General features: G+C 73.4%; 16 protein-coding genes. 7 read left to right on the plus strand and 9 right to left on the minus strand.

Annotation, left to right across the window (positions count from 1 at the left end):
* Positions 1 to 457: 457 nt before the first annotated feature.
* The 3 genes from ABZ404_RS01540 to ABZ404_RS01550 all read left to right on the plus strand — a co-directional run bounded on the left by ABZ404_RS01540 (position 458) and on the right by ABZ404_RS01550 (position 3,249).
* Positions 458 to 886 carry a tyrosinase cofactor gene (locus ABZ404_RS01540; RefSeq protein ID WP_358836212.1) on the plus strand — a complete coding sequence of 143 codons (429 nt, stop codon included), beginning with the start codon at positions 458 to 460 and terminating at the stop codon, positions 884 to 886.
* 47 nt (positions 887 to 933) lie between these two features.
* Positions 934 to 1,755 carry a tyrosinase family protein gene (locus tag ABZ404_RS01545; protein WP_358836213.1) on the plus strand — a complete coding sequence of 274 codons (822 nt, stop codon included), beginning with the start codon at positions 934 to 936 and terminating at the stop codon, positions 1,753 to 1,755.
* 93 nt (positions 1,756 to 1,848) lie between these two features.
* A complete protein-coding gene (locus tag ABZ404_RS01550) occupies positions 1,849 to 3,249 on the plus strand; it encodes a pyridoxal-phosphate dependent enzyme (RefSeq protein WP_358836214.1) in 1,401 nt (466 codons plus the stop codon).
* Between the two features lie 88 nt (positions 3,250 to 3,337).
* Here the strand turns inward: ABZ404_RS01550 and ABZ404_RS01555 are convergent, their stop codons facing one another.
* From ABZ404_RS01555 to ABZ404_RS01565, 3 genes are read right to left on the minus strand one after another with little or no spacing between them, the layout of a single operon-like run.
* Positions 3,338 to 5,182, minus strand: a complete 1,845-nt coding sequence (locus tag ABZ404_RS01555; protein ID WP_358989995.1) for a GMC family oxidoreductase — start codon at positions 5,180 to 5,182, stop codon at positions 3,338 to 3,340.
* Positions 5,179 to 6,567, minus strand: coding sequence for a hypothetical protein (locus ABZ404_RS01560; RefSeq protein WP_358835593.1), 1,389 nt, complete (start codon positions 6,565 to 6,567; stop codon positions 5,179 to 5,181). The genes ABZ404_RS01555 and ABZ404_RS01560 overlap by 4 nt, the downstream gene beginning before the upstream one ends.
* Positions 6,564 to 7,250: a GntR family transcriptional regulator gene (locus tag ABZ404_RS01565; protein WP_358835594.1), complete on the minus strand. Its 687-nt coding sequence runs from the start codon at positions 7,248 to 7,250 to the stop codon at positions 6,564 to 6,566. The genes ABZ404_RS01560 and ABZ404_RS01565 overlap by 4 nt, the downstream gene beginning before the upstream one ends.
* A gap of 267 nt (positions 7,251 to 7,517) precedes the next feature.
* On the opposite strand from ABZ404_RS01565, the gene ABZ404_RS01570 reads away from it, so the two are divergent.
* Genes ABZ404_RS01570 through meaB form a run of 3 tightly spaced genes read left to right on the plus strand, consistent with a single transcriptional unit; the run spans position 7,518 to position 12,562 of the window.
* A complete protein-coding gene (locus ABZ404_RS01570) occupies positions 7,518 to 9,368 on the plus strand; it encodes a methylmalonyl-CoA mutase family protein (protein WP_358835595.1) in 1,851 nt (616 codons plus the stop codon).
* Positions 9,365 to 11,554 carry a methylmalonyl-CoA mutase gene (scpA, locus tag ABZ404_RS01575; protein WP_358835596.1) on the plus strand — a complete coding sequence of 730 codons (2,190 nt, stop codon included), beginning with the start codon at positions 9,365 to 9,367 and terminating at the stop codon, positions 11,552 to 11,554. Before ABZ404_RS01570 ends, scpA begins: the two co-directional genes overlap by 4 nt.
* A gap of 6 nt (positions 11,555 to 11,560) precedes the next feature.
* Positions 11,561 to 12,562, plus strand: a complete 1,002-nt coding sequence (gene meaB / locus ABZ404_RS01580) for a methylmalonyl Co-A mutase-associated GTPase MeaB (protein ID WP_358989998.1) — start codon at positions 11,561 to 11,563, stop codon at positions 12,560 to 12,562.
* Positions 12,563 to 12,631: 69 nt separating this feature from the next.
* Here the strand turns inward: meaB and ABZ404_RS01585 are convergent, their stop codons facing one another.
* The 5 genes from ABZ404_RS01585 to ABZ404_RS01605 all read right to left on the minus strand — a co-directional run bounded on the left by ABZ404_RS01585 (position 12,632) and on the right by ABZ404_RS01605 (position 16,386).
* Entirely contained in the window at positions 12,632 to 13,237 is a 606-nt protein-coding gene (locus tag ABZ404_RS01585; RefSeq protein ID WP_358835598.1) for a sigma-70 family RNA polymerase sigma factor, read from the minus strand.
* Between the two features lie 143 nt (positions 13,238 to 13,380).
* Positions 13,381 to 14,109, minus strand: a complete 729-nt coding sequence (locus ABZ404_RS01590; protein ID WP_358835599.1) for a hypothetical protein — start codon at positions 14,107 to 14,109, stop codon at positions 13,381 to 13,383.
* Positions 14,110 to 14,261: 152 nt separating this feature from the next.
* Positions 14,262 to 14,747: a luciferase family protein gene (locus tag ABZ404_RS01595; RefSeq protein ID WP_358835600.1), complete on the minus strand. Its 486-nt coding sequence runs from the start codon at positions 14,745 to 14,747 to the stop codon at positions 14,262 to 14,264.
* A gap of 99 nt (positions 14,748 to 14,846) precedes the next feature.
* Positions 14,847 to 16,082 carry an SPFH domain-containing protein gene (locus ABZ404_RS01600; protein WP_358835601.1) on the minus strand — a complete coding sequence of 412 codons (1,236 nt, stop codon included), beginning with the start codon at positions 16,080 to 16,082 and terminating at the stop codon, positions 14,847 to 14,849.
* Between the two features lie 61 nt (positions 16,083 to 16,143).
* A complete protein-coding gene (locus tag ABZ404_RS01605) occupies positions 16,144 to 16,386 on the minus strand; it encodes a hypothetical protein (RefSeq protein ID WP_358835602.1) in 243 nt (80 codons plus the stop codon).
* Between the two features lie 509 nt (positions 16,387 to 16,895).
* Here ABZ404_RS01605 and ABZ404_RS01610 point away from each other — a divergent pair.
* Positions 16,896 to 18,350, plus strand: coding sequence for a multicopper oxidase family protein (locus tag ABZ404_RS01610; protein ID WP_358835603.1), 1,455 nt, complete (start codon positions 16,896 to 16,898; stop codon positions 18,348 to 18,350).
* A 271-nt stretch (positions 18,351 to 18,621) separates the two neighbouring features.
* Here ABZ404_RS01610 and ABZ404_RS01615 read toward each other — a convergent pair whose 3' ends face one another.
* Entirely contained in the window at positions 18,622 to 19,683 is a 1,062-nt protein-coding gene (locus tag ABZ404_RS01615) for a hypothetical protein (RefSeq protein WP_358837227.1), read from the minus strand.
* Between the last annotated feature and the right edge of the window lie 35 nt (positions 19,684 to 19,718).

Consider the following 19,718-nt stretch of genomic DNA (forward strand, 5'->3'; position numbering starts at 1 on the left):
CGCTCGAACCATGAGGTGGTTTGTCATGCACGGCTCATCTCACACCCCGTCACCTCCCGTACGCGGGGCGCGAAACCGGCCAGGTTTCTCACGTGAGGGCCGCCACATCTCCCCCATCCCGACAACAAAATCTTCACGGGATCGACAGATCTACTGAAGGATCTCCACTTTCGGCAGGCCGGATGGCCCCGGACAGCAAGATCATTTCCGTTCAACCTTGCACTTCGTATCTGGACATGTCCGCATTGAGCCCAACCCTTCGAGTGACGCTTTGCCATTTCGTTGCCGGGCTGTAGGCATTTGCCAGGACGGTTTGCCGGACGTCCGGCCCTGACCAGCCGGACGACAGTCCGTCAACGACCCGTCAAGCGCGTCGGCCGGGCGGCGACTTCACCTTTCCGCGCCCCCGACGCCGCTGGACCACTACCGAGCACTGCCCGACCACAGGGGGTTACCCATGTCCCGACTCACCCGCCGCAGCGCGCTGGGCCTCACCGCGAGCGCGGTGGCCGGCCTCGGCCTGGCCGGCACCGCGTACGCCGCGACCGCCAGCGAGTCCGCGAACGGCGTCGTCCCGGCCGCGGGCGACAGCCACACCGGCCACACGGCCACCACGGACCACACGGGGCACGACGTTCCCGCCCCGTTCGACGAGGTCTACCAGGGCCGCCGCATACAGGGCGAGCCCGTGCACGGCGGCGGCCACGCCGGTCACCACGGGGGCTACGCGGTGCGAATAGACGGCCAGGAGCTGCACGTGATGCGGAATGCCGACGGCACCTGGATCAGCGTGGTCAACCACTACGAGACGTTCGCGAACCCGCGCGCCGTGGCCCGTGCGGCCGTGGTGGAGCTCCAGGGCGCGACCCTCGTCCCGCTCGCCTGATCCCGTCCCGTCACCGCACCCGCAGCACCACCATCTGGAGCACTTCCATGACCGTACGCAAGAACCAGGCGACCCTCACCGCGGACGAGAAGCGGCGCTTCGTCAACGCGATCCTGACGCTGAAGCGCAACGGGACGTACGACACGTTCGTCACCACGCACAACGCCTTCATCATGAGCGACAACGACGACACCGACCGCGTCGGCCACCGCTCGCCGTCGTTCCTGCCGTGGCACCGCAGATTCCTCCTGGAGTTCGAACAGGCCCTCCAGGCGGTGGACTCCACCGTCGCCCTGCCCTACTGGGACTGGACGGCCGACCGCACCACGGCCTCCTCGCTCTGGGCCGCCGACTTCCTCGGCGGCACCGGCCGCAGCCGTGACGGCCAGGTGATGGACGGCCCGTTCGCCTCCAGCGGCGGCAGGTGGACCATCAACGTCCGGGTCGACGGCCGCAACTACCTGCGCCGCGCGCTCGGCGCGAGCGTGCCGCAGCTGCCCACCAAGGCCGAGGTCGACAGCGTCCTGGCCATGACCACGTACGACATGGCGCCCTGGAACAGCGCCTCGGACGGGTTCCGCAACCACCTGGAGGGGTGGCGCGGGGTCAACCTGCACAACCGGGTGCACGTCTGGGTCGGCGGCCAGATGGCCACCGGTGTCTCCCCCAACGACCCGGTGTTCTGGCTGCACCACGCGTTCATCGACAAGCTCTGGGCGCAGTGGCAGGAGCGCCACCCCTCCTCGCCCTACCTCCCGGCCGCCGGGACGGCGAACGTGGTGGACCTGCGCGACACCATGCGCCCGTGGAACAACGTGACGCCGGCGGACATGCTGGACCACAAGAAGTTCTACACGTTCGACGTGTAGGCGCACGGCCGGTGACCCGTGTGCCCGGCCGCGCACCGTACGCGGCCGGGCACGCCGGTCCCCCCGCCCCGGGCGCCTCGTAAGCTCGCCGGCATGGACGTTCACGAATCAGTGCTCGAACTCGTCGGCGGCACCCCGCTGGTACGGCTGCGCACGCCCGGCGGCGAGGGGACCGCCGCGCTCTACGCCAAGCTCGAATACCTCAGCGCGGGCGGCAGCGTGAAGGACCGCATCGGTCTGCACATGATCGAGCAGGCCGAGCGGGAGGGGCTACTGCGCCCCGGCGGCACGGTCGTCGAGGCGACCTCCGGCAACACGGGGGCCGGGCTCGCGATGGTGGCGGCGGCGAAGGGGTACCACGCCGTCCTGGTGGTCCCCGACAAGACGAGCGCCGAGAAGATCGCCACGCTGCGCGGGTACGGCGCTGAGGTGGTCGTGCGGCGCAGCGGGCTGCCCGCCGAGGACCCGGAGAACGTCTTCAACACGGCGGTTCGGATCGCCGGGGAGCGGCCGGGCAGCTGGCTCGCCGCGCAGTACGACAACCCGGCCAACCCGGCGGCGCACTACGCCACCACGGGCCCGGAGATCTGGCGCCAGACGGACGGCCGGGTCACGCATCTGGTGGCCTGCGTCGGCACCGGCGGCACGATCAGCGGCACCGGCCGCTACCTCAAGGAGGTCAGCGGGGGTGCCGTGCGGGTGACCGGGGCCGATCCGGCGGCGTCGGTCTACTCGGGCGGCGACGGCCGTCCGTACTTCGTCGAGGCGACCGGGCACGTGCGCCACCCCGAGACGGTGGAGGACGTCTGGCCCGCCTCCTACCAGCAGGACGTGGTGGACGAACTGATCCCGGTGGGCGACCGCGAGGCGATCCTGACGGTGCGTCAACTGGCCCGGCAGCAGGGCCTGATGGTCGGCGGCTCGGCCGGTCTCGCGGTCGCGGCCGCCCAGCGCGTGGCGGCCGGTCTCGGCCCGGATGCGCTGGTCGTGGTGATCCTGCCGGACTCGGGGCGCCAATACCTCTCGAAGTACTTCGACGACGCGTGGCTGCTGCGGCTGGGCTTCCTCGACGGCGAGGAGGGCACGGCGAGGGTCGGGGACGCGGTACGGGCCGAGCCGCTGCCGTATGTGAACCGGCTCAGCACGGCCGCCGAGGCGCTGGCGGTGCTGCGGACCCTGCGCGAGCGGGGCCTGCCCGCGCTCGCCCCGGCCGGGCCGTGCCCGGTGGGCCCGGACCGCGCGCCGACCGTCCCGGAGCTTGCGGGCTCCCTGCGTCTGGACGCGCTGGCCGCCGCCATGGAGGACGGTTCCCTCAAGCCGCACGACCCGGTACGCGACCATCTCGCCGTACCGCTGCCCCACTTCGGGGTGGGCGAGGGGGCGCGGTCCGTGCTCGCCGAGCTGGAGGAGCGCGGCGAGGAGGTGGCCGTGGCGGTGCGGGACGGGCACGCGGTGGGGCTGGTGGACCGCTCCGCGCTGCGGGCCCTGCTCTGAGGCGGGCGGGCGGCGCCGGTCCGCTCTGGCGCCGCCCGTCCCCGGGGGTGGTGCGCGATGCCCAGGACCGGGCCCTCTGCTGCCCCCTTCAGCCTCCTGCCACCCCCAGGGCCGCCGCCATCACGCTGAGCTGGGGGTTCACCTCGGGGCAGCCCGGCAGCAGCGACGCGTCGGCGACCAGGACGCCCTCGACGCCGCGCAGACGGCCCCGCCCGTCCGCCGGGAAGCGGGCCGGGTCGCCGCCCCCGGCGACCGTACCGGTGGGATGGAAGGCGGAGAGGTGGAGCTGACGTGCCGTCACTCCGGCCAGCGCCGTGTCGAGTTCCCGTGGGTCCCGCGCCCTCGGCGCCCTCGGGATGCCGGTCAGCACCTCCGTGGCGCCCGCCGCGAACAGGAGCCGGCCCATCGCCCGCACCGCCGTCAGCAGCCTCGTTGCGTCACGGGGGGCGAGGTCGTAGCGGATCAGGGTGCGGTCGCGGCCGTGGACGCTGCCCGAGGGGCGGTCGGCGATCATCGCGCCGAGGGTGGCCAGGTGGCCGGCGCCGTCCAGTTCGCGGCGCAGCTCGCGGCCCACGCCCGGCAGGACGAAGCTGCCCATGCCCGGCGGGGTCGCCGTCGCCTCGATGAGGACGCCTTGGCCGTGCAGTTCCTCCACCCCGACGCTCTGGAGCACTCCCTCCCACGCGGTGACCGGCTCGGGGAAGCGGCCCGCCACGCTCGTCGCCGGGTGGACGCTGAGGTTGCGGCCGACGCCCGGGTGGGAGCCGAGGCCCGAGCGGCGCAGCAGCGGCGGGGACTGGAGGGCGCCGGCCGCGACCACCACCAGCGGGCTGAGGATCTCCAGCTCGCTGCCGTCCGCGCGCCGCACCCGCACCCCGGCGGCCCTCGGCCCGCCGGGCCGGTCGGCGTCGACCAGGACGCGCCGCACCCGGGCGCCCGTCACGATCCTGGCCCCCGCCGCGCACGCGTCCGGCAGCACCGAGAGCTGCACGCTCTGCTTGGCGCCGGACGGGCAGCCCACCACGCACTGGCAGGAGCCCTTGCAGCCGGGGGCGTTGCGGCGCAGGGGCGCGGCCCGCCAGCCGAGCCGGCGCGCGCCGGTGAGCGCCAGCAGACCGTTGTCGCCCAGGACGTCGAGGGGCTGGGTGGCGACCCGCAGGGTCCGCTCGACCTCGTCGAGGCGCTGCGGCATGCCCTCCGCGAGGCCGAAGCCGAACGTGGTGCGCCAGCGGTCGAGGACGTGGTCCGGAGTGCGGTAGCAGGTACCGGAGTTGACCAGGGTGGTGCCGCCGACGGCCCGGCCGGTCGGCAGCAGCAGGGGCGGGCGGCCCGCCGCGACGGTCGCCCCGCCGTCGCGGTAGAGCTCGGCGAACCGGTCGAGCGGGGCGCGGCGGCCGACGGAGGCGGTGGTGTGGTGGTGGCCCTCCTCCAGGACGACCGTGCGCAGCCCGGCCCGCGCGAGGGTCCGCGCGGCCATCGCTCCCCCGGCGCCGGAGCCGATCACCACGGCGTCGGCCGTGCTGCGCGCGGGCCACTCCTCGGCCGGGACGCAGTCGAGCGGCGGATCCTCCGGCGGCGCGGGCACGGGACCGCGCGCCCCCTCGTACAGCATCCGCTCGGTCCCGGCGGCGAGCAGCACCGGCACCTTCAGCAGGTCGAGGACCGGGGCGAGGGCGGGGCGGGCGCCGAGCGCCGCCATGAGGTGCTCGCGCTCCCCGGGTCCCAGCGCCGCCAGCCGTCGCCCCGTCCGGACGAAGGCGTAGGCGTCGACGGCCGCCGCCGCGCCCCGCAGTCCCGCCCGGGCGGGGGCGGGCATCGAGGCGAGGACGGTGTCGAGCCTGCGTGCCGCCGTCGCCGCCCAGGGCCGGGTGCCGTCGTCGGCGAGCAGCGCGCCCACGAGCCCGGTCGCGGCCCGGCCGGCGTGGTCGCTCATCGGCCGCCCACCTCCGCGTGGGCGGTGCCCTCCAGCGTCCAGCGGGCCTCCGGGCGCCACCGGCCCCACCAGCGCTCCACATGGACGGCCGCGTCCGCCGCCTCGCTGTTGCGGCAGACGGCGGCCCCTCCGTCGGGGTCGGTGTAGTCGAGGGTGAGGGTGCGCTCCTCCGGCTGGGTCACCTCGACGCGGATGCGGCGCAGACCGGAGCGGCCGGTCACCGTCCACACCGGCAGCCCGAGTTCGGCCCGGAAGCGGCCCGCGCCCGCCCAGCCCAGGGCCGTCCGCCCGGGCCGCCGGGGCCAGGTGCGGCCGCCCCGGCGCAGCCGCAGGAAGACCAGCGGCGGCAGCGCGCGCAGCACGGGCCGTGCCGGGACGGCCGCCACGACCTCCAGGACGTCCCCGCCGCCGAGGTCCGCGTGCAGCCAGGACCAGCGGTGGGCGTTGCCGTGTCCGTATATACGGGCGGACGCGCCGGGAACGCCCTTCAGCGTCAGGGTCCGCCCGTCGCGGGTGACCGTGCCGTCGTACGTGGCGCGGGCGGCCGGGAGGATCTGCGCGGCGGGCAGCAGCGGGCGGCGCCAGGACCAGCGCGGGAAGGTGAACAGCGGGGTGTCCTCGGCGCGTTCGGCGAGGTCCCAGGTGAACGCGCCCGCCCGGCCGGTGAGCCGGCCCGGCCGGGCCGCGACGCCGTCGGTGCCGAAGCCGTCCGCGCCGCCCTGCCAGCGGCCCGGCCCGAAGCGGGCGTGTTCGACCGGTCCGTCCTGGGGGAACACCGCGATCCAGCCGTGGGCGCGGGCGGCCGAGCCGTCCGTGGGCGCGACCAGTTCGTGGTGGAGCCAGAGGCCGTCTCCGGTGACCGGGTCGGTCGCGGTGGTGTACCAGACCTCGGTCCGTCCGGGCTCCCCCCTCCAGCGCGGGGCGGCCAGGGCGTCGGCGTCCTCGCGGCGCGGGAAGCGGAAGCTCGCCAGGAACGGGACCAGGCCCGTGCCCAGGCGGAAACGGAGGGTGCCCACGCCGACCCGCTCGCCCTCCGCGTACAGGGTGCAGGGGAGGACCGTCATCGAGCGGACCGGGTGCAGCGGGGTGACGGACTTCCAGCCGTCCAGGGTGAGCCGGCGCCCGTCGGCGGTGAAGGCGACGCGGTAGCGGATGCGGCGGCGTGCCAGCGGGGAGATCTCCAGCTCCCCCGTCGCGTGCGGGTCGTCGGCCCGGCCCTCGACGCGGACGCGCCCGGTGAGGCGGGCGCTCGTCGTACCGGCCGGGCGCGGGACGGTGTCCGCGGCGACCCGCAGGTCGAGGCGGGCCGCGCGCGTGCGGCCCTCGCCGTCGAACCGGAACGTGCCGAGCAGCGTCTCCCGGAATTCGGTGCCCCGCCCGCTCACGCCAGGTCCTCCAGCATGATCCGCTCGGTGGCGGTCAGATAGGCGTCCGCCGCCGCGTGGGCCGCCTCGCGGTCGCCCGCCTCCACCGCGGCGACGACCGGGGCAAGCCGCGCGTACGCCGCCTCCGGGTCGGTGAACGGCCCCGCCAGGGCGGCCCGTACGGGGAGGTAGGCGTTGAAGAGGGTGTTGGTGAGCAGGACGTAGACCCGGTTGCCGGTGGCCCGGGCGAGCGCCCGGTGCACCTCGGCGTCGGCCAGCTGCACCGCGTCGCCGCCCTCCGCCTCCCGTACGGCGTCGAGGAGCCGGCGCAGCTCGGTGGCGGCGCGGCTGTCGTGGCGGGCCGCCGCGCGCTCGGCGATCAGCGCGCCGACGCTGCGCCGCACCTCGAAGATCTCCTCGATCCAGTCGGGGCTGTGGCGCACCAGCATCGGCAGCAGGTCGGCGCCGCCCAGGCGCGCGTAGTCGCGGACGCGGGTGCCGACGCCGTGGCGGGTCTCCAGGAGCCCGGCCTGCACCAACCGGCCGAAGGCGTGCTTGAGGGTGGTCCGGGTGACGCCGTAGCCGTCGGCGAGGCTGCGTTCGGGGGGCAGATAGCTGCCCGCCGGATGGCGGCCGGTGAGGATGTCCTCGCGCAGCCGGTTCTCCAGGACGTCGACGATGGTCTCGCGGGGCAGCGTCTCCACGAAGTCCCTCCCCAGGGGTCGTGATGCGGCGGTTCCGCAGTGGATCAGTGGCTGAGCCACTGAACCAGTGCGCTTCCGGTGCGGTCAAGGGGTCGGCGCGCGCGAGGTGATACGCCCCAAGTGGCCGGTAGAGACCCGTTGCGACCCCGAACGCACGCCCGCGCCGGATACGCCACCGTCCGTAACGGATCAAGAGCGTTCCGAAGAGGGCAAGGTCACAGCCTTTCCCTCTGCTGCGCCTTTGGGCGGCTGCCCTAGCATCTGAGCATGACGGTCCTGCCTGACGACGGGCTTTCGCTGGCCGCCGAGTTCCCTGATGCAACCCATGAGCAGTGGCAGCGCCTCGTGGAAGGCGTGCTGCGCAAATCGGGTAAAGATGTCTCGGGCACGGCTGCCGAGGAGGCACTGTCCACCCCGGTCGAGGACGGGCTCACCACCCGGCCCCTGTACACCGCGCGAGACTCCGCGCCCGATGCCGGATATCCGGGCTTCGCCCCCTTTGTCCGGGGAAGCCGGGCCGAGGGCAACGTGGCCGACGGCTGGGGCGTGCGACAGCGCCACGCCGGAAGCGACCCCGCCCGGGTCAACGAGGCGGTGCTCGCCGATCTGGAGAACGGCGTCACCTCCCTCTGGCTGACCGTGGGCCGGGGCGGCGTCCCGGTCTCCTCGCTCGCCCGCGCCCTGGACGGCGTCTACCTCGACCTCGCACCCGTCGTCCTGGACGCGGGCGCCGAAACCGAGGCGGCCGCCCGGGCGTTGCTGAGCCTGTACGAGGAGCGCGGTGTCCCCGACGGCTCCGCGCGCGGCAACCTCGGCGCCGACCCGCTCGGCCACGAGGCCCGTACCGGAGAGGCGCTGGACCCGGCCGCCGCGGCCGGCCTCGCCCGGCTCTGCGACGAGCGGTTCACGCACCTGCGCGCGCTCACCGTGGACGCCCTGCCCTACCACGAGGCCGGCGGCTCGGCCGCCGAGGAGCTCGGCGCCTCGCTGGCGACCGCGGTCGCCTATCTGCGCGCGCTGACCGGGGCGGGCCTGTCCGTCGAGGCCGCCTGCGGCCAGCTGGAGTTCCGCTACGCGGCCACCGCCGACCAGTTCCTCACCATCGCCAAGCTGCGCGCCGCGCGGCGGCTGTGGGCGCGGGTCGCCGAGGCGAGCGGGGCCCCCGCCGCCGGGGCGCAGCGCCAGCACGCGGTGACCTCGCCGGTGATGATGACGCGCCGCGACCCGTGGGTGAACATGCTGCGCACCACGGTGGCCTGTCTGGGCGCCGGCGTCGGTGGCGCGGACGCCGTCACGGTGCTCCCCTTCGACCACTCCCTCGGTCTGCCGGACGCCTTCGCCCGCCGGATCGCGCGCAACACCTCCTCCATCCTGCTGGAGGAGTCGCATCTGGCCCGGGTGATCGACCCGGCGGGCGGCTCCTGGTACGTGGAGCGGCTCACCGACGAACTCGCCCACAGCGCGTGGGAGTTCTTCCGGACCATCGAGCGCGCGGGCGGCCAGGCGGCCGCGCTGCGCTCCGGTCTGGTCCGCGAGCGGCTCGCCGCCACCTGGGCGGCGCGCAGCGCCCGCCTCGCGCGGCGGCGCGAACCGGTCACCGGCGTCAGCGAGTTCCCCTCGCTCGCTGAGCGTCCCGTCGAGCGCGAGGCGGCCCCCGCCGAGCCCTCGGGCGGACTGCCGAAGGTCCGCCGCGACGAGGCGTTCGAGGAGCTGCGCGCCCGCTCGGACGCCCACCTGGCCGCGACCGGCGCCCGCCCGCGCGTCTTCCTCGCCGCGCTCGGCCCGGCCGCCGCGCACACGGCACGGGCGACCTTCGCCTCCAACCTGTTCCAGGCGGGCGGCATCGAGCCCGTGCACGACCCGGTGTCGGTCGACGCGAAGACGGCCGCCGAGGCGTTCGCCGCCAGCGGCGCCACCGTCGCGTGCCTGTGCTCCAGCGACGCGCTCTACGCCGAGCAGGCCGAAGCGGTCGCCGCCGCCCTGCGCTCGGCCGGCGCGCGGCATGTCCAGCTCGCCGGCCGCGGCGACTACGCCGGAGTGGACGAGTACGTCTTCGCCGGCTGCGACGCGGTGGCCGTGCTCTCCTCCGCCCTCGACCGCATGGGAGTGGCGTCATGACGATCCCCGACTTCTCGGAGCTGCCGCTGGCTCCGGGCACCGGCGCCGGCGGCTCCGAAGACCAGTGGCGTACCGCCGTGAAGGAGCCCACCGGGAAGGCCGACGGCGATCTGCTGTGGGAGACCCCGGAGGGCATCGCGGTCAAGCCGCTCTACACCGCGCGCGACCTGGAGGGCCTGGACTTCCTCCGGACGTACCCGGGCGTGGCGCCGTATCTGCGCGGCCCCTACCCGACGATGTACGTCAACCAGCCCTGGACCATCCGGCAGTACGCCGGGTTCTCCACGGCCGAGGAGTCCAACGCCTTCTACCGGCGCAACCTCGCCGCCGGGCAGAAGGGCCTGTCGGTCGCCTTCGACCTGCCGACCCACCGCGGGTACGACAGCGACCACCCGCGCGTGACCGGTGACGTCGGCATGGCGGGCGTGGCCATCGACTCCATCTACGACATGCGCCAGCTGTTCGACGGCATCCCGCTGGACAAAATGACGGTGTCGATGACGATGAACGGCGCGGTACTGCCCGTCCTCGCGCTCTACATCGTGGCCGCCGAGGAGCAGGGCGTACCGCCCGAGAAGCTGGCCGGGACCATCCAGAACGACATCCTCAAGGAGTTCATGGTCCGCAACACCTACATCTACCCGCCCAAGCCCTCGATGCGGATCATCTCCGACATCTTCGCGTACACCTCGCAGAAGATGCCGCGCTACAACTCGATCTCCATCTCGGGCTACCACATCCAGGAAGCGGGTGCGACGGCCGACCTGGAGCTGGCCTACACCCTCGCGGACGGTGTGGAGTACCTGCGGGCAGGGATCGACGTGGGCCTGGACGTCGACGCGTTCGCGCCCCGGCTCTCCTTCTTCTGGGCGATCGGCATGAACTTCTTCATGGAGATCGCGAAGATGCGGGCGGCGCGGCTGCTGTGGGCGCGGCTGGTCAAGCAGTTCGACCCGAAGAACACCAAGTCCCTGTCGCTGCGCACCCATTCGCAGACCTCGGGCTGGTCGCTGACCGCGCAGGACGTCTTCAACAACGTCACGCGCACCTGTGTGGAGGCGATGGCCGCCACCCAGGGGCACACCCAGTCGCTGCACACCAACGCGCTCGACGAGGCGCTCGCCCTGCCGACCGACTTCTCGGCGCGCATCGCCCGCAACACCCAGCTCCTCATCCAGCAGGAGTCGGGCACCACCCGGGTCATCGACCCCTGGGGCGGCAGCGCGTACGTGGAGAAGCTCACCTACGACCTGGCGCGCCGGGCCTGGCAGCACATCCAGGAGGTCGAGGCGGCCGGCGGTATGGCACAGGCCATCGACGCGGGCATCCCGAAGCTGCGCGTCGAGGAGGCCGCCGCCCGTACCCAGGCGCGGATCGACTCCGGGCGCCAGCCGGTGATCGGCGTCAACAAGTACCGCGTGGAGACCGATGAGCAGATCGACGTCCTCAAGGTCGACAACTCCTCGGTGCGTGCCCAGCAGATCGCCAAGCTGCGGCGGCTGCGCGAGGAGCGCGACGAGGCGGTGTGCCAGGACGCGCTGCGTGCGCTGACGAACGCCGCCGCCTCCGGCTCCGGCAACCTCCTGGAGCTGGCCGTGAACGCGGCCCGCGCCATGTCGACGGTCGGGGAGATCTCGGACGCCCTGGAGAAGGTGTACGGACGCCACGCGGCGCAGACCCGTACGATCTCCGGCGTGTACCGCAACGAGGCAGGGCAGTCGCCCTCGGTGGAGCGCACCCGCGCGCTGGTCGACCGCTTCGATGAGGCGGAGGGCCGGCGTCCGCGCATCCTGGTCGCCAAGATGGGCCAGGACGGCCACGACCGCGGCCAGAAGGTGATCGCCACGGCCTTCGCCGACCTCGGCTTCGACGTCGACGTCGGCCCGCTCTTCCAGACGCCGGGCGAGGTGGCCCGGCAGGCGGTCGAGGCGGACGTGCACATCGTCGGTGTGTCCTCGCTCGCCGCCGGCCACCTCACCCTCGTGCCGGCGCTCCGCGAGGAGCTGGCGGCCGAGGGCCGGGAGGACATCATGGTCGTCGTCGGCGGGGTCATCCCGCCGCAGGACGTCCCGACCCTGCTGGAGATGGGCGCCACGGCGGTCTTCCCGCCGGGCACGGTCATCCCGGACGCGGCGTACGACCTGGTGACGCGGCTCGGCGCGGCGCTGGGCCACGACGAGCTGTAGCCGCCCGTGCGCATCGATCTCGACAGTTACGTCAAGGGCGTGCTCGACGGGAAGCGGTCCTTCGTGGCCCGGGCGATCACGCTCGTCGAGTCCACCCGGCCCGACCACCGCACGCTGGCGCAGCAGCTCCTCACCGAGCTGCTGCCGCACGCCGGGAAGGCCCGGCGGATCGGTATCAGCGGGGTGCCGGGGGTGGGCAAGTCCACCTTCATCGACGCCTTCGGCACGATGCTGACGGGGCTCGGCCACCGGGTCGCGGTGCTCGCCGTCGACCCGTCCTCCACCCGTACCGGCGGCTCCATCCTCGGCGACAAGACGCGGATGGAGCGGCTCGCGGTGGACCCGGCGGCGTTCGTGCGGCCCTCGCCGAGCGCGGGCACGCTGGGCGGCGTCGCCAAGGCGACCCGTGAGTCGATGGTGGTCATGGAGGCGGCCGGGTACGACGTGGTGCTGGTGGAGACCGTCGGCGTCGGCCAGTCCGAGACGACGGTCGCCGACATGGTCGACTCGTTTCTGCTGCTCACCCTGGCGCGCACCGGCGACCAGCTCCAGGGCATCAAGAAGGGCGTCCTTGAGCTGGCGGACGTGATCGCCGTGAACAAGGCGGACGGCCCGCACGAGCGCGACGCGAAGTCGGCGGCGCGCGAACTGGCGGGCGCCCTGCGCCTGATGCACCCGGCGGACGCGGCCTGGACCCCGCCGGTGCTGTGTTGCAGCGCCCGCGAGTCCAGCGGCCTCGACACCGTCTGGGAGCGTCTGGACCAGCACCGTTCGCTGCTCGACTCCACCGGACGGCTGGCGGCCAAGCGCCGCGACCAGCAGGTCGACTGGACCTGGACGATGGTCCAGGACGAGCTGCTGGGCCGGCTGCGCGCGCATCCGCGGGTGCGCGAGCTCGCTCCGGCGCTGGAACAGCGGGTCCGCGACGGCGAGCTGACGGCCACGCTGGCGGCGGAGCGGATCCTGAGCGCGTTCCAGGGCGGCCCGGACGCCACGGCCGGGGAGTGAGCCCGCCGCGCGGCGCGGTGTGTACGGAGGCGAGGCCCGGACCGGTGACGGTCCGGGCCTCGTCCGTGCTCAGGCCGGGACGCCCACGGGCTCCTCGCGCTCGGCCGCGCGCAGCCGCTCGACGAGCGCGGCGCGGGCGCGTGCCACCCGGGAGCGCACGGTTCCCACCGGGCAGTTGCTGACGTGGGCCGCGTCCGCGTAGGGCAGCCCGAGGAGCTGGGTGAGGACGAAGGCCTCGCGGCGCTCGTCCGGGAGCGCCGCCAGCAGATCGGCGAGGGCCACCCCGTCGTCGAAGCCCGGCAGCCCCCGGGGCTGGGCCCGCTCGGCGGCCGACTGCCAGTCGTGGGTGTCGGACACGCGCGGGCGCGCGGCGGCGTACCGCAGATGGTCGACGACCGTGCGGCGGGCGATCGACAGCAGCCAGGTGCGGGCCGAGGAGCGGCCCTCGAAACGGTGCAGGCTGCCGAGGGCGCGCAGGAAGGTCTCCTGGGCGAGATCGTCGGCGGCCTGCGGATCGGCGCCGAGGTAGCTGACGTAACGGCGTACGTCGAGGTGGAGTGCGCGGACGAAGTGCTCGACGGCTTCGGGGTCGCCGGCGCGGGCGGCGAGCGCCCACGCCGTTATCGCCTGGTCCGTCGATGCCTCGCGCGAGCGGGGCAGGGCAGGAGTGATCACCTGGTGTCCTTCTCGGGAATCCGGGATCCGGACCGGCCGAAGAGGCGGCGGGTCCGGTGAAGGGGTACGGCGGCACCGAGGGGTGCCGCCGATGCCCGGGGCGCCGGAGAGGCTCCGGGGACGCCGCGGGGAACCGGCTGTCGTCAGACGACAGCGGTCCCCGCGGGCGGGCCCCGTGAGGTGATCGCGTGGACGAGGAGGAGCCGCCGGAGCCGGCGGGTCGTACGCTCCGGGCGCGCACGCGGGCGCGCGGGCCGCGGCGGCGCGACCGTGAGGACCAGCCGCAGCGGGGCGAACAACCAGCCGGTGAAGGACCGCAGGATCCGGAAGGCCGCGCGCTCGCCGTGCGCGAGCCACAGCCCGCAGAACAGCGCGGCCAGGAGGTGGGCGGCGAGCATGCCGGTGGAGGACATCCCCAGGGGCATGCCCGTCATGCCGTGCCCCAGGGAATCCATCGGGCCCAGGGAATCCATATGCCCCATGGGACCCATCCGGCCCATGCCGTCCATGGGTGCCATGTGCCCCATGTGGTCCATATGGTCCATGTGGTCCATGGGCATCCCGGACACCCGCATCCCGGGCATCCGTGCGTCCATGGGCGGTGCGGCGGGGCGCACGGTGTTCTGGGCCCACGAGAACAGCTCGTGCAGCACCACCTGCGCGCCGACGGCGACCGCCACCACGGAGGCGAAGCCGCGCTCGCGTCCGGCCAGGGCCCACGCCGTGGCGCCGGTGGCGGCGAAGCCGCACCCCAGGGCCCACCAGGGCACCGGCGTTCGCGACATGAGGGCGTGTCCGAGCGCGGTGAGCAGCACGCAGAGGGCCGCGAACATCGCGGCCCGCACGGCGCGGCAGGCGTCGGTGGCAGTCATGGCGGGCTCATCCTCGCATCCGGCCCGGTCGTCCCACCGGCGGGTTCGCACAATGATCCACCGATTCCGCCCCTGGGGCGGGCGTGATCCGGGCCACGCCGAAACGCCGGAACCAGGCGCCCCCTCGCTCCGACTACTGGGGCGCCGGGGCGTCAGCCCGGCCGGTGGGCGTGCGGGATGAAACGGCCCATCGCCCGCCGGGCGGCGGGCATCAGACCCTGCGGAGCGGGAGTGGGAGCGGCGACCGCCACCGCCTCGACCGCGGCGCGCGGCGAGACCACGGGCGGCCCGTACCACTCGCAGGGCGCGCCCGGGTGGCGCTGGCGGACGTCGCCGTGCGCCTTCAGCGCCACACTGATCAGGCTGAGCAGCAGTTCGACGTCCGCGTCGCAGTCCAGGAGCACGGTCAGCCAGGCGGATCCGGGCATCACCCGGATCGCGCTGCTGCGCCGCAGCTCCGGCAGCAGCCGCTCGATCGCGGGGTGGGTGAGGTGCAGATCGGCGGCGTGATCGGAGTGGAAGTGCACCACCTCGTACTCCGTCGTGCTGAAAGCCTGCCCAACGGCGCACCGGGGCGCGCCACTTACCAGATTCGGCCATGTCTCCAACTGAGCCATGGCGCGATGGGCCGCGGTCATGGCCCCATCCTCGCGCACCATTCACCCGGAGGACACCCCTCTGTCACGCTGATCGCGAGCCCCCCGGGCGATCCGTGCCCGAGGGGCCCGGGAGCCGGATCAGTCCAGGGTGACCGGGCCTTCGCCGGTCCTGGGCCGCGGGGCGCGCTCCCCGGCCGACGCGTCCTCGGCCGGCTTTCCGGAGTTGCCGGGATAGCTCGGCAGCTCGGGCAGCGCGCTCTTCGCGGAACCCTCGCGCCGGTCCTGGCCCTGGCCGGATCCGCTCAGGTTCTGGCGTACCGAGTCGAGGATCGTCAGGCCCTGGCCGACCAGACCCGCGGCGATCTCGCCCAGTCCGTCCGCCCCGTTGAGCACGTTGACGTTGGCGCCCGCGAGGCCGCCCGCCGCCTCCTTGACGATCTGCGGCAGCTGGTCGATCAGCATCCGGTCGAGGGCGACCCGGTCGTACGAGGCCGCCGCCTCGGCCTGGATCTTCATCCGCTCGGCGTCGGCCACGGCCAGCACCCGGATGCGCTCGGCCTCGGCCTCGGCGGGCTTGACGATCTCGGCGACGAGCTGCTGCTGGCGCAGCTCGGCCTGGCGCAGCGCCAGTTCGGTCTGGGCCGCCAGGACCTCCTGCTGGGCGTGGGCCTGGGCGAGCGGCCCGGCCTGGGCGGCCTGGGCCTGGGCGCGGTCGACCTCGGCCGAGTACTCGGCCTTGACGACGGCGGTCTGGCGGGCGTACTCGGCCTGGTTGCGCGCGGCCACCTGCTCGGCCTCCACCGACGCCTGGGTGGCCTGCGCCTGGGCGATCTGGGCCTGGCGCTGGATGGCCGCCTTGTGCGGCGCCGACATCGCCTCGATGTAGCCGGTGTCGCCGTCGTCGATCGACTGGATCTGGAGCGAGTCGACGATCAGGCCGATCTTCGCCATCTCCGACTTGGAGGTGTCCAGGACCTCGGCGGCCAGTTTCTGGCGCTCGGTGACGATCTCCTCGACGGTCATCGAGCCGATGATGGCCCGCAGATGACCGGCGAAGATCCGGCCGGTGAGTACCGACATCTGGTCCTGGTCGGAGAGGAAGCGCTGGCCGGCGTTGACGATGGACTCGGTGTCGTTGCCCACCTTGAAGGCGATGACCGCCCGTACGCTGAGCGCGATGCCCTGCTTGGTCACACAGGTCTCGGTGACCTCGGACTCGCACATGGCGAGGGTGAGGAAGCGGGTCTTGCGGAAGATGGGAAGCACGAACTTGCCGTGCCCGGTCACCACCCGGAACGGCGCCCCTCCCAGGCCTCGTCTGCCGCCCGAGATGAGCATCGCCTCGTCGGGGGCGGGCACGCGGTAACCGAACATCGGGGTCTCCCTTTGACTGCTGCTTGGTGTGCTGCTGAGCGGACCCGAGGACCGGGCGGTGTCAGCCGGTGCCGAGGCCCAGCTCGTCCAGCGGGTCGGACCACTCGATGACGTCGACCTGACGGGTGCCGCGCGACTCCACGACGAGGACCCGCGCCCCGCGCGGCAGGGGCTCGTCGGACCAGGCGAGGAAGGTCTCCGAGCCACCGCGGACCCGTACCAGGACCTCACCGGGGCCGCCGGGGCCACGGGTGCCGATCAGTACCTCACCGGTACAGCCGATCACGGCCTCGTCCTGCTCCATCGCCCGACCGCCCCCCTCGTCGACGCGGAACCGGCCCTTCACGGACGGGGCCGCCCCCACTTTCCGGACGCGCGACCGATCCGGACTTCCGACGATAGCTCGCCGCCTCCGCGCGGCCCATCCTCGGGTGCCTGACGGAGTCTGACGTTCGGGTGCCAGAGCCCCTACACAACGGGCAAGTAATCTGCGAAATCTGACACAACCCTGAAACCAGAGTGTCTTGTTCGGCCAGAGCACCCCCACGAGACTGTGGGGACAAGATCTGCCGCGTCACGCCGGGCCCCACCCCGGAAGGGCGCCGGAGCACCATGTGACACCCCGAGGCCGAGCTTCATGAACCAGGTGGGGCTGTTCCCCGGGACTGCCGGTCGGGCGGCGGCGAGCCGATGCGCTCGCCGGACCGCCTGACGGGCCGGCGGCGTCAGCGGGAGTGCCCGTACGCCGCCCGCACGATCACTGCCAGGACGCCGCGGGGGCGTCCTCAGCATGTCTCGCTGGGAGAGTTCTTGATGATCACACGCAGGAATGCGATGAAGGCCGGTGTCGCGCTGACCGGCGCCGTGGGGGGCGCGGGTCTGCTGCTTCCGGCCCTGGGCGGCGAGGCGCAGGCGCGGACGACGACGGACATCGACCCCACCACCATCCCCAAGTTCGCCCAGGAGATGACGGTTCCGCAGGTCCTGCGTCCGGACCGGATATCGGGCACCACCTCGTACTACAGCTTTGAGATGCAGGAGGTGCAGACGGAGATCATCCCGGGCAAGCAGACGACCGTCCGCACCTTCGACGGCCACTGGCCGGGACCGTGGATCAAGGCGTGCTCGGGCCACCGCGTGGTGGTCACGCAGAAGAACAACCTGCCCACGCCGACCTCGATCCATCTGCACGGCGGCCACGTCCCGGAGTCCAGCGACGGCACCCCGATGGACCTCATCCAGCCGGGCGGCGAGAAGACGTACACGTACCCCAACAGCCAGCCCAACGCGAACCTCTGGTTCCACGACCACGCGCACCACATCGAGTCGGAGAACGTCTTCCGGGGTCTGACCGGCATCTACACGCTGATGGACCTGCCGGAGAAGGCCCTGGGCCTTCCGTCGGGCGCCTACGACGTGCCGATCTCCATCCGGGACGCCCGCTTCGACGAGAACGGCCAGTTCATCTACCAGATGAACGACTTCCGGGGCCGCAACGTCATCCTCGCCAACGGCAAGGCGTGGCCGTACTTCGAGGTGGCGGCGCGCAAGTACCGCTTCCGGCTGTACAACACGGCCAACATGCGGTTCTTCACGCTGAAGCTCTCCGACGGCTCGACCGTCCAGCAGATCGGCACCGACGGCGGTCTGCTGGAGGCGCCGGTGACCACCGACACCATCTCGCTGACGTCCGGCGAGCGCGCCGACGTCGTCATCGACTTCTCCAAGTACCCGGTGGGCACCACCCTCCAGATCGTCAACACGGAGAACGTGCCGGCGGGTGTCCCGCCGACGCCGGTCCTGCAGTTCCGGGTGACCCGCAAGGCCGCGGACTACAGCCGGGTGCCGGCCAAGCTGCGCACCCTGCCCGCGCTGGCGGTGCCGACCGTCAACCGCGACATCGTGCTGCGCGTGGACGAGAACATCGCGGACGGCATGGGCTACATCGACGACAAGGTGTACGACCACAACCGCGTCGACACCACCATCAAGTACGGCGACACCGAGGTCTGGACCGTCTCCAACGTCAACCAGCGCGTGCCGCACAACTTCCACATCCACCTGGTGCAGTTCCGGGTGCTGGAGCGCAACGGCGTACCGGTGACGTCCGGGCCCGAGGCCGGGCTCAAGGACACGGTCCGGCTGATGCCCGGCGAGAAGGTGAAGGTGCAGGCCACCTTCACCGGCTACCGAGGCAAGTATGTCTACCACTGCCACATGTTCGACCACGCGTCGATGGGCATGATGGCGACGATGGAAGTCGTCTGAGGCCCGTGCCGCAGGGGCGCGGGCGCTCCGGGAATCCTCCCGGGGCGCCCGCGCCCACCCCCGGTACGGCCGTGTCGTGATCCCGCCCCCTGCTGGCTCCTGCGCCCCCGCCAGGCAGCCCGGAGGGTACCCATGGCAGCGGGCCGCGGTGCGGTCAGGGCGGCGGGTGGACCCGGTGTACCGGTTCCACCCGCCGTCCGCCCAACTCCCGCAACGCCCGACGCCCGCAGCGCCAGACTCCCGCTCGCCCGACGCCCGTTCGCCCGGCGGGTCAGCGGTACGAGCGGTACGCGCCGTAGTGCGGGTGGCGCCCGCTGCGGGCGTCGGCGTAGAGCCGGAAGAAGCGGTCGCCGTAGACCGGGCTGTAGGTGATTCGGTGGTAGCGCGGGTCGGACTCCGGCACGTCCATGCCGCCGCCGTTGTAGCCGCCGACGTTCCCGATGATCTCGCCGGTCCCGTCGTCCCAGTCGACGTCGGAGAACCACGGTCCGCCCGAGACCCCGCCCCACATCCCGGCGCACTCGACCCGCATCTGCCGGAAGCCGGCCAGCCGCCCCGACCGCGCCGAGCAGCGCACCGGGGTGTCCGCCGGATTGCGGCCCACCCGGGGATAGCCGAGCATCGTCACGTCATGGCGGTAGCCGGTCGCCCGGACCACCCGGTTGGCGCCCACCACGTCCTCGGCGTCCTTGCCCGCGGGCGAGGGGGCGAGCCCGCCGAAGGAGTAGTCCAGGTCGGAGACGGCCTCCTTGCTGTTGCGGACATAACTGTCGTCCACGTACCAGTCGGTGACCCGGTAGAAGCCGTACGGCTGGTCGCCGAGGCCGGTGCGCGGCCGGTATCCCGGGACGAACACGGCCCGCCGCCCGGCGCAGTGACCCGCCGTCAGGACGAGACTGCGCCCCGCGCTCTCCACCACACTCGCCGAGCACCTGTGCGCGCGCAGCTCGCCGGTCGTCGGGTCGGAGCCCGCGGAGGTGAACAGGACGCCGACGGAGGCGATCCCGGGGAAGTGCTCGGCGCTCGGCATCCCGGGCACGGCGGCCGGGGGTCCGGGCGTCCCGGCGGGGCCGCCGTCCGGGCGGGGGCGCCCGGGGTCGGTGGCGGAGGCGATGCGCCCCGGGGTCCAGAAGCCGAGGGCGTCGGCGTCCGACCACCGCTCGGCGTCGAGGACCGCCTCCTCCCCCGTACGGTCCGTGCCGGGCGCGTGCGCCGCGTCGGCGGGCGCCCCGCCGGTCAGCAGGAGCGCCCCCGAAGCGGCGGCGGCGAGTCCCAGCCGCAGCACCGGCCGGCACGCGGTTCGCCGCGGCGGTCGCCGATCGAAGAGAGTCATGGGTGGCATTCTGCCCGAATCATCCCAGTATTCCG

Origin of the sequence: Streptomyces sp. NPDC005878, assembly GCF_040629815.1 — a bacterium.
In the GTDB taxonomy this organism is placed as follows: domain Bacteria; phylum Actinomycetota; class Actinomycetes; order Streptomycetales; family Streptomycetaceae; genus Streptomyces.

What these genes read in the sequence shown, in the direction of transcription:
- ABZ404_RS01545 (WP_358836213.1), top strand. Translation starts at nt 934, where the DNA reads ATGACCGTACGCAAGAACCAGGCGACCCTCACCGCGGACGAGAAGCGG.
- ABZ404_RS01615 (WP_358837227.1), bottom strand. Translation starts at nt 19,683, where the DNA reads ATGACTCTCTTCGATCGGCGACCGCCGCGGCGAACCGCGTGCCGGCCG.
- ABZ404_RS01590 (WP_358835599.1), bottom strand. Translation starts at nt 14,109, where the DNA reads ATGACTGCCACCGACGCCTGCCGCGCCGTGCGGGCCGCGATGTTCGCG.
- ABZ404_RS01605 (WP_358835602.1), bottom strand. Translation starts at nt 16,386, where the DNA reads ATGGAGCAGGACGAGGCCGTGATCGGCTGTACCGGTGAGGTACTGATC.
- scpA (WP_358835596.1), top strand. Translation starts at nt 9,365, where the DNA reads ATGACGATCCCCGACTTCTCGGAGCTGCCGCTGGCTCCGGGCACCGGC.
- ABZ404_RS01600 (WP_358835601.1), bottom strand. Translation starts at nt 16,082, where the DNA reads ATGTTCGGTTACCGCGTGCCCGCCCCCGACGAGGCGATGCTCATCTCG.
- ABZ404_RS01555 (WP_358989995.1), bottom strand. Translation starts at nt 5,182, where the DNA reads ATGAGCGACCACGCCGGCCGGGCCGCGACCGGGCTCGTGGGCGCGCTG.
- ABZ404_RS01610 (WP_358835603.1), top strand. Translation starts at nt 16,896, where the DNA reads ATGATCACACGCAGGAATGCGATGAAGGCCGGTGTCGCGCTGACCGGC.
- ABZ404_RS01540 (WP_358836212.1), top strand. Translation starts at nt 458, where the DNA reads ATGTCCCGACTCACCCGCCGCAGCGCGCTGGGCCTCACCGCGAGCGCG.
- ABZ404_RS01595 (WP_358835600.1), bottom strand. Translation starts at nt 14,747, where the DNA reads ATGACCGCGGCCCATCGCGCCATGGCTCAGTTGGAGACATGGCCGAAT.
- ABZ404_RS01570 (WP_358835595.1), top strand. Translation starts at nt 7,518, where the DNA reads ATGACGGTCCTGCCTGACGACGGGCTTTCGCTGGCCGCCGAGTTCCCT.
- ABZ404_RS01550 (WP_358836214.1), top strand. Translation starts at nt 1,849, where the DNA reads ATGGACGTTCACGAATCAGTGCTCGAACTCGTCGGCGGCACCCCGCTG.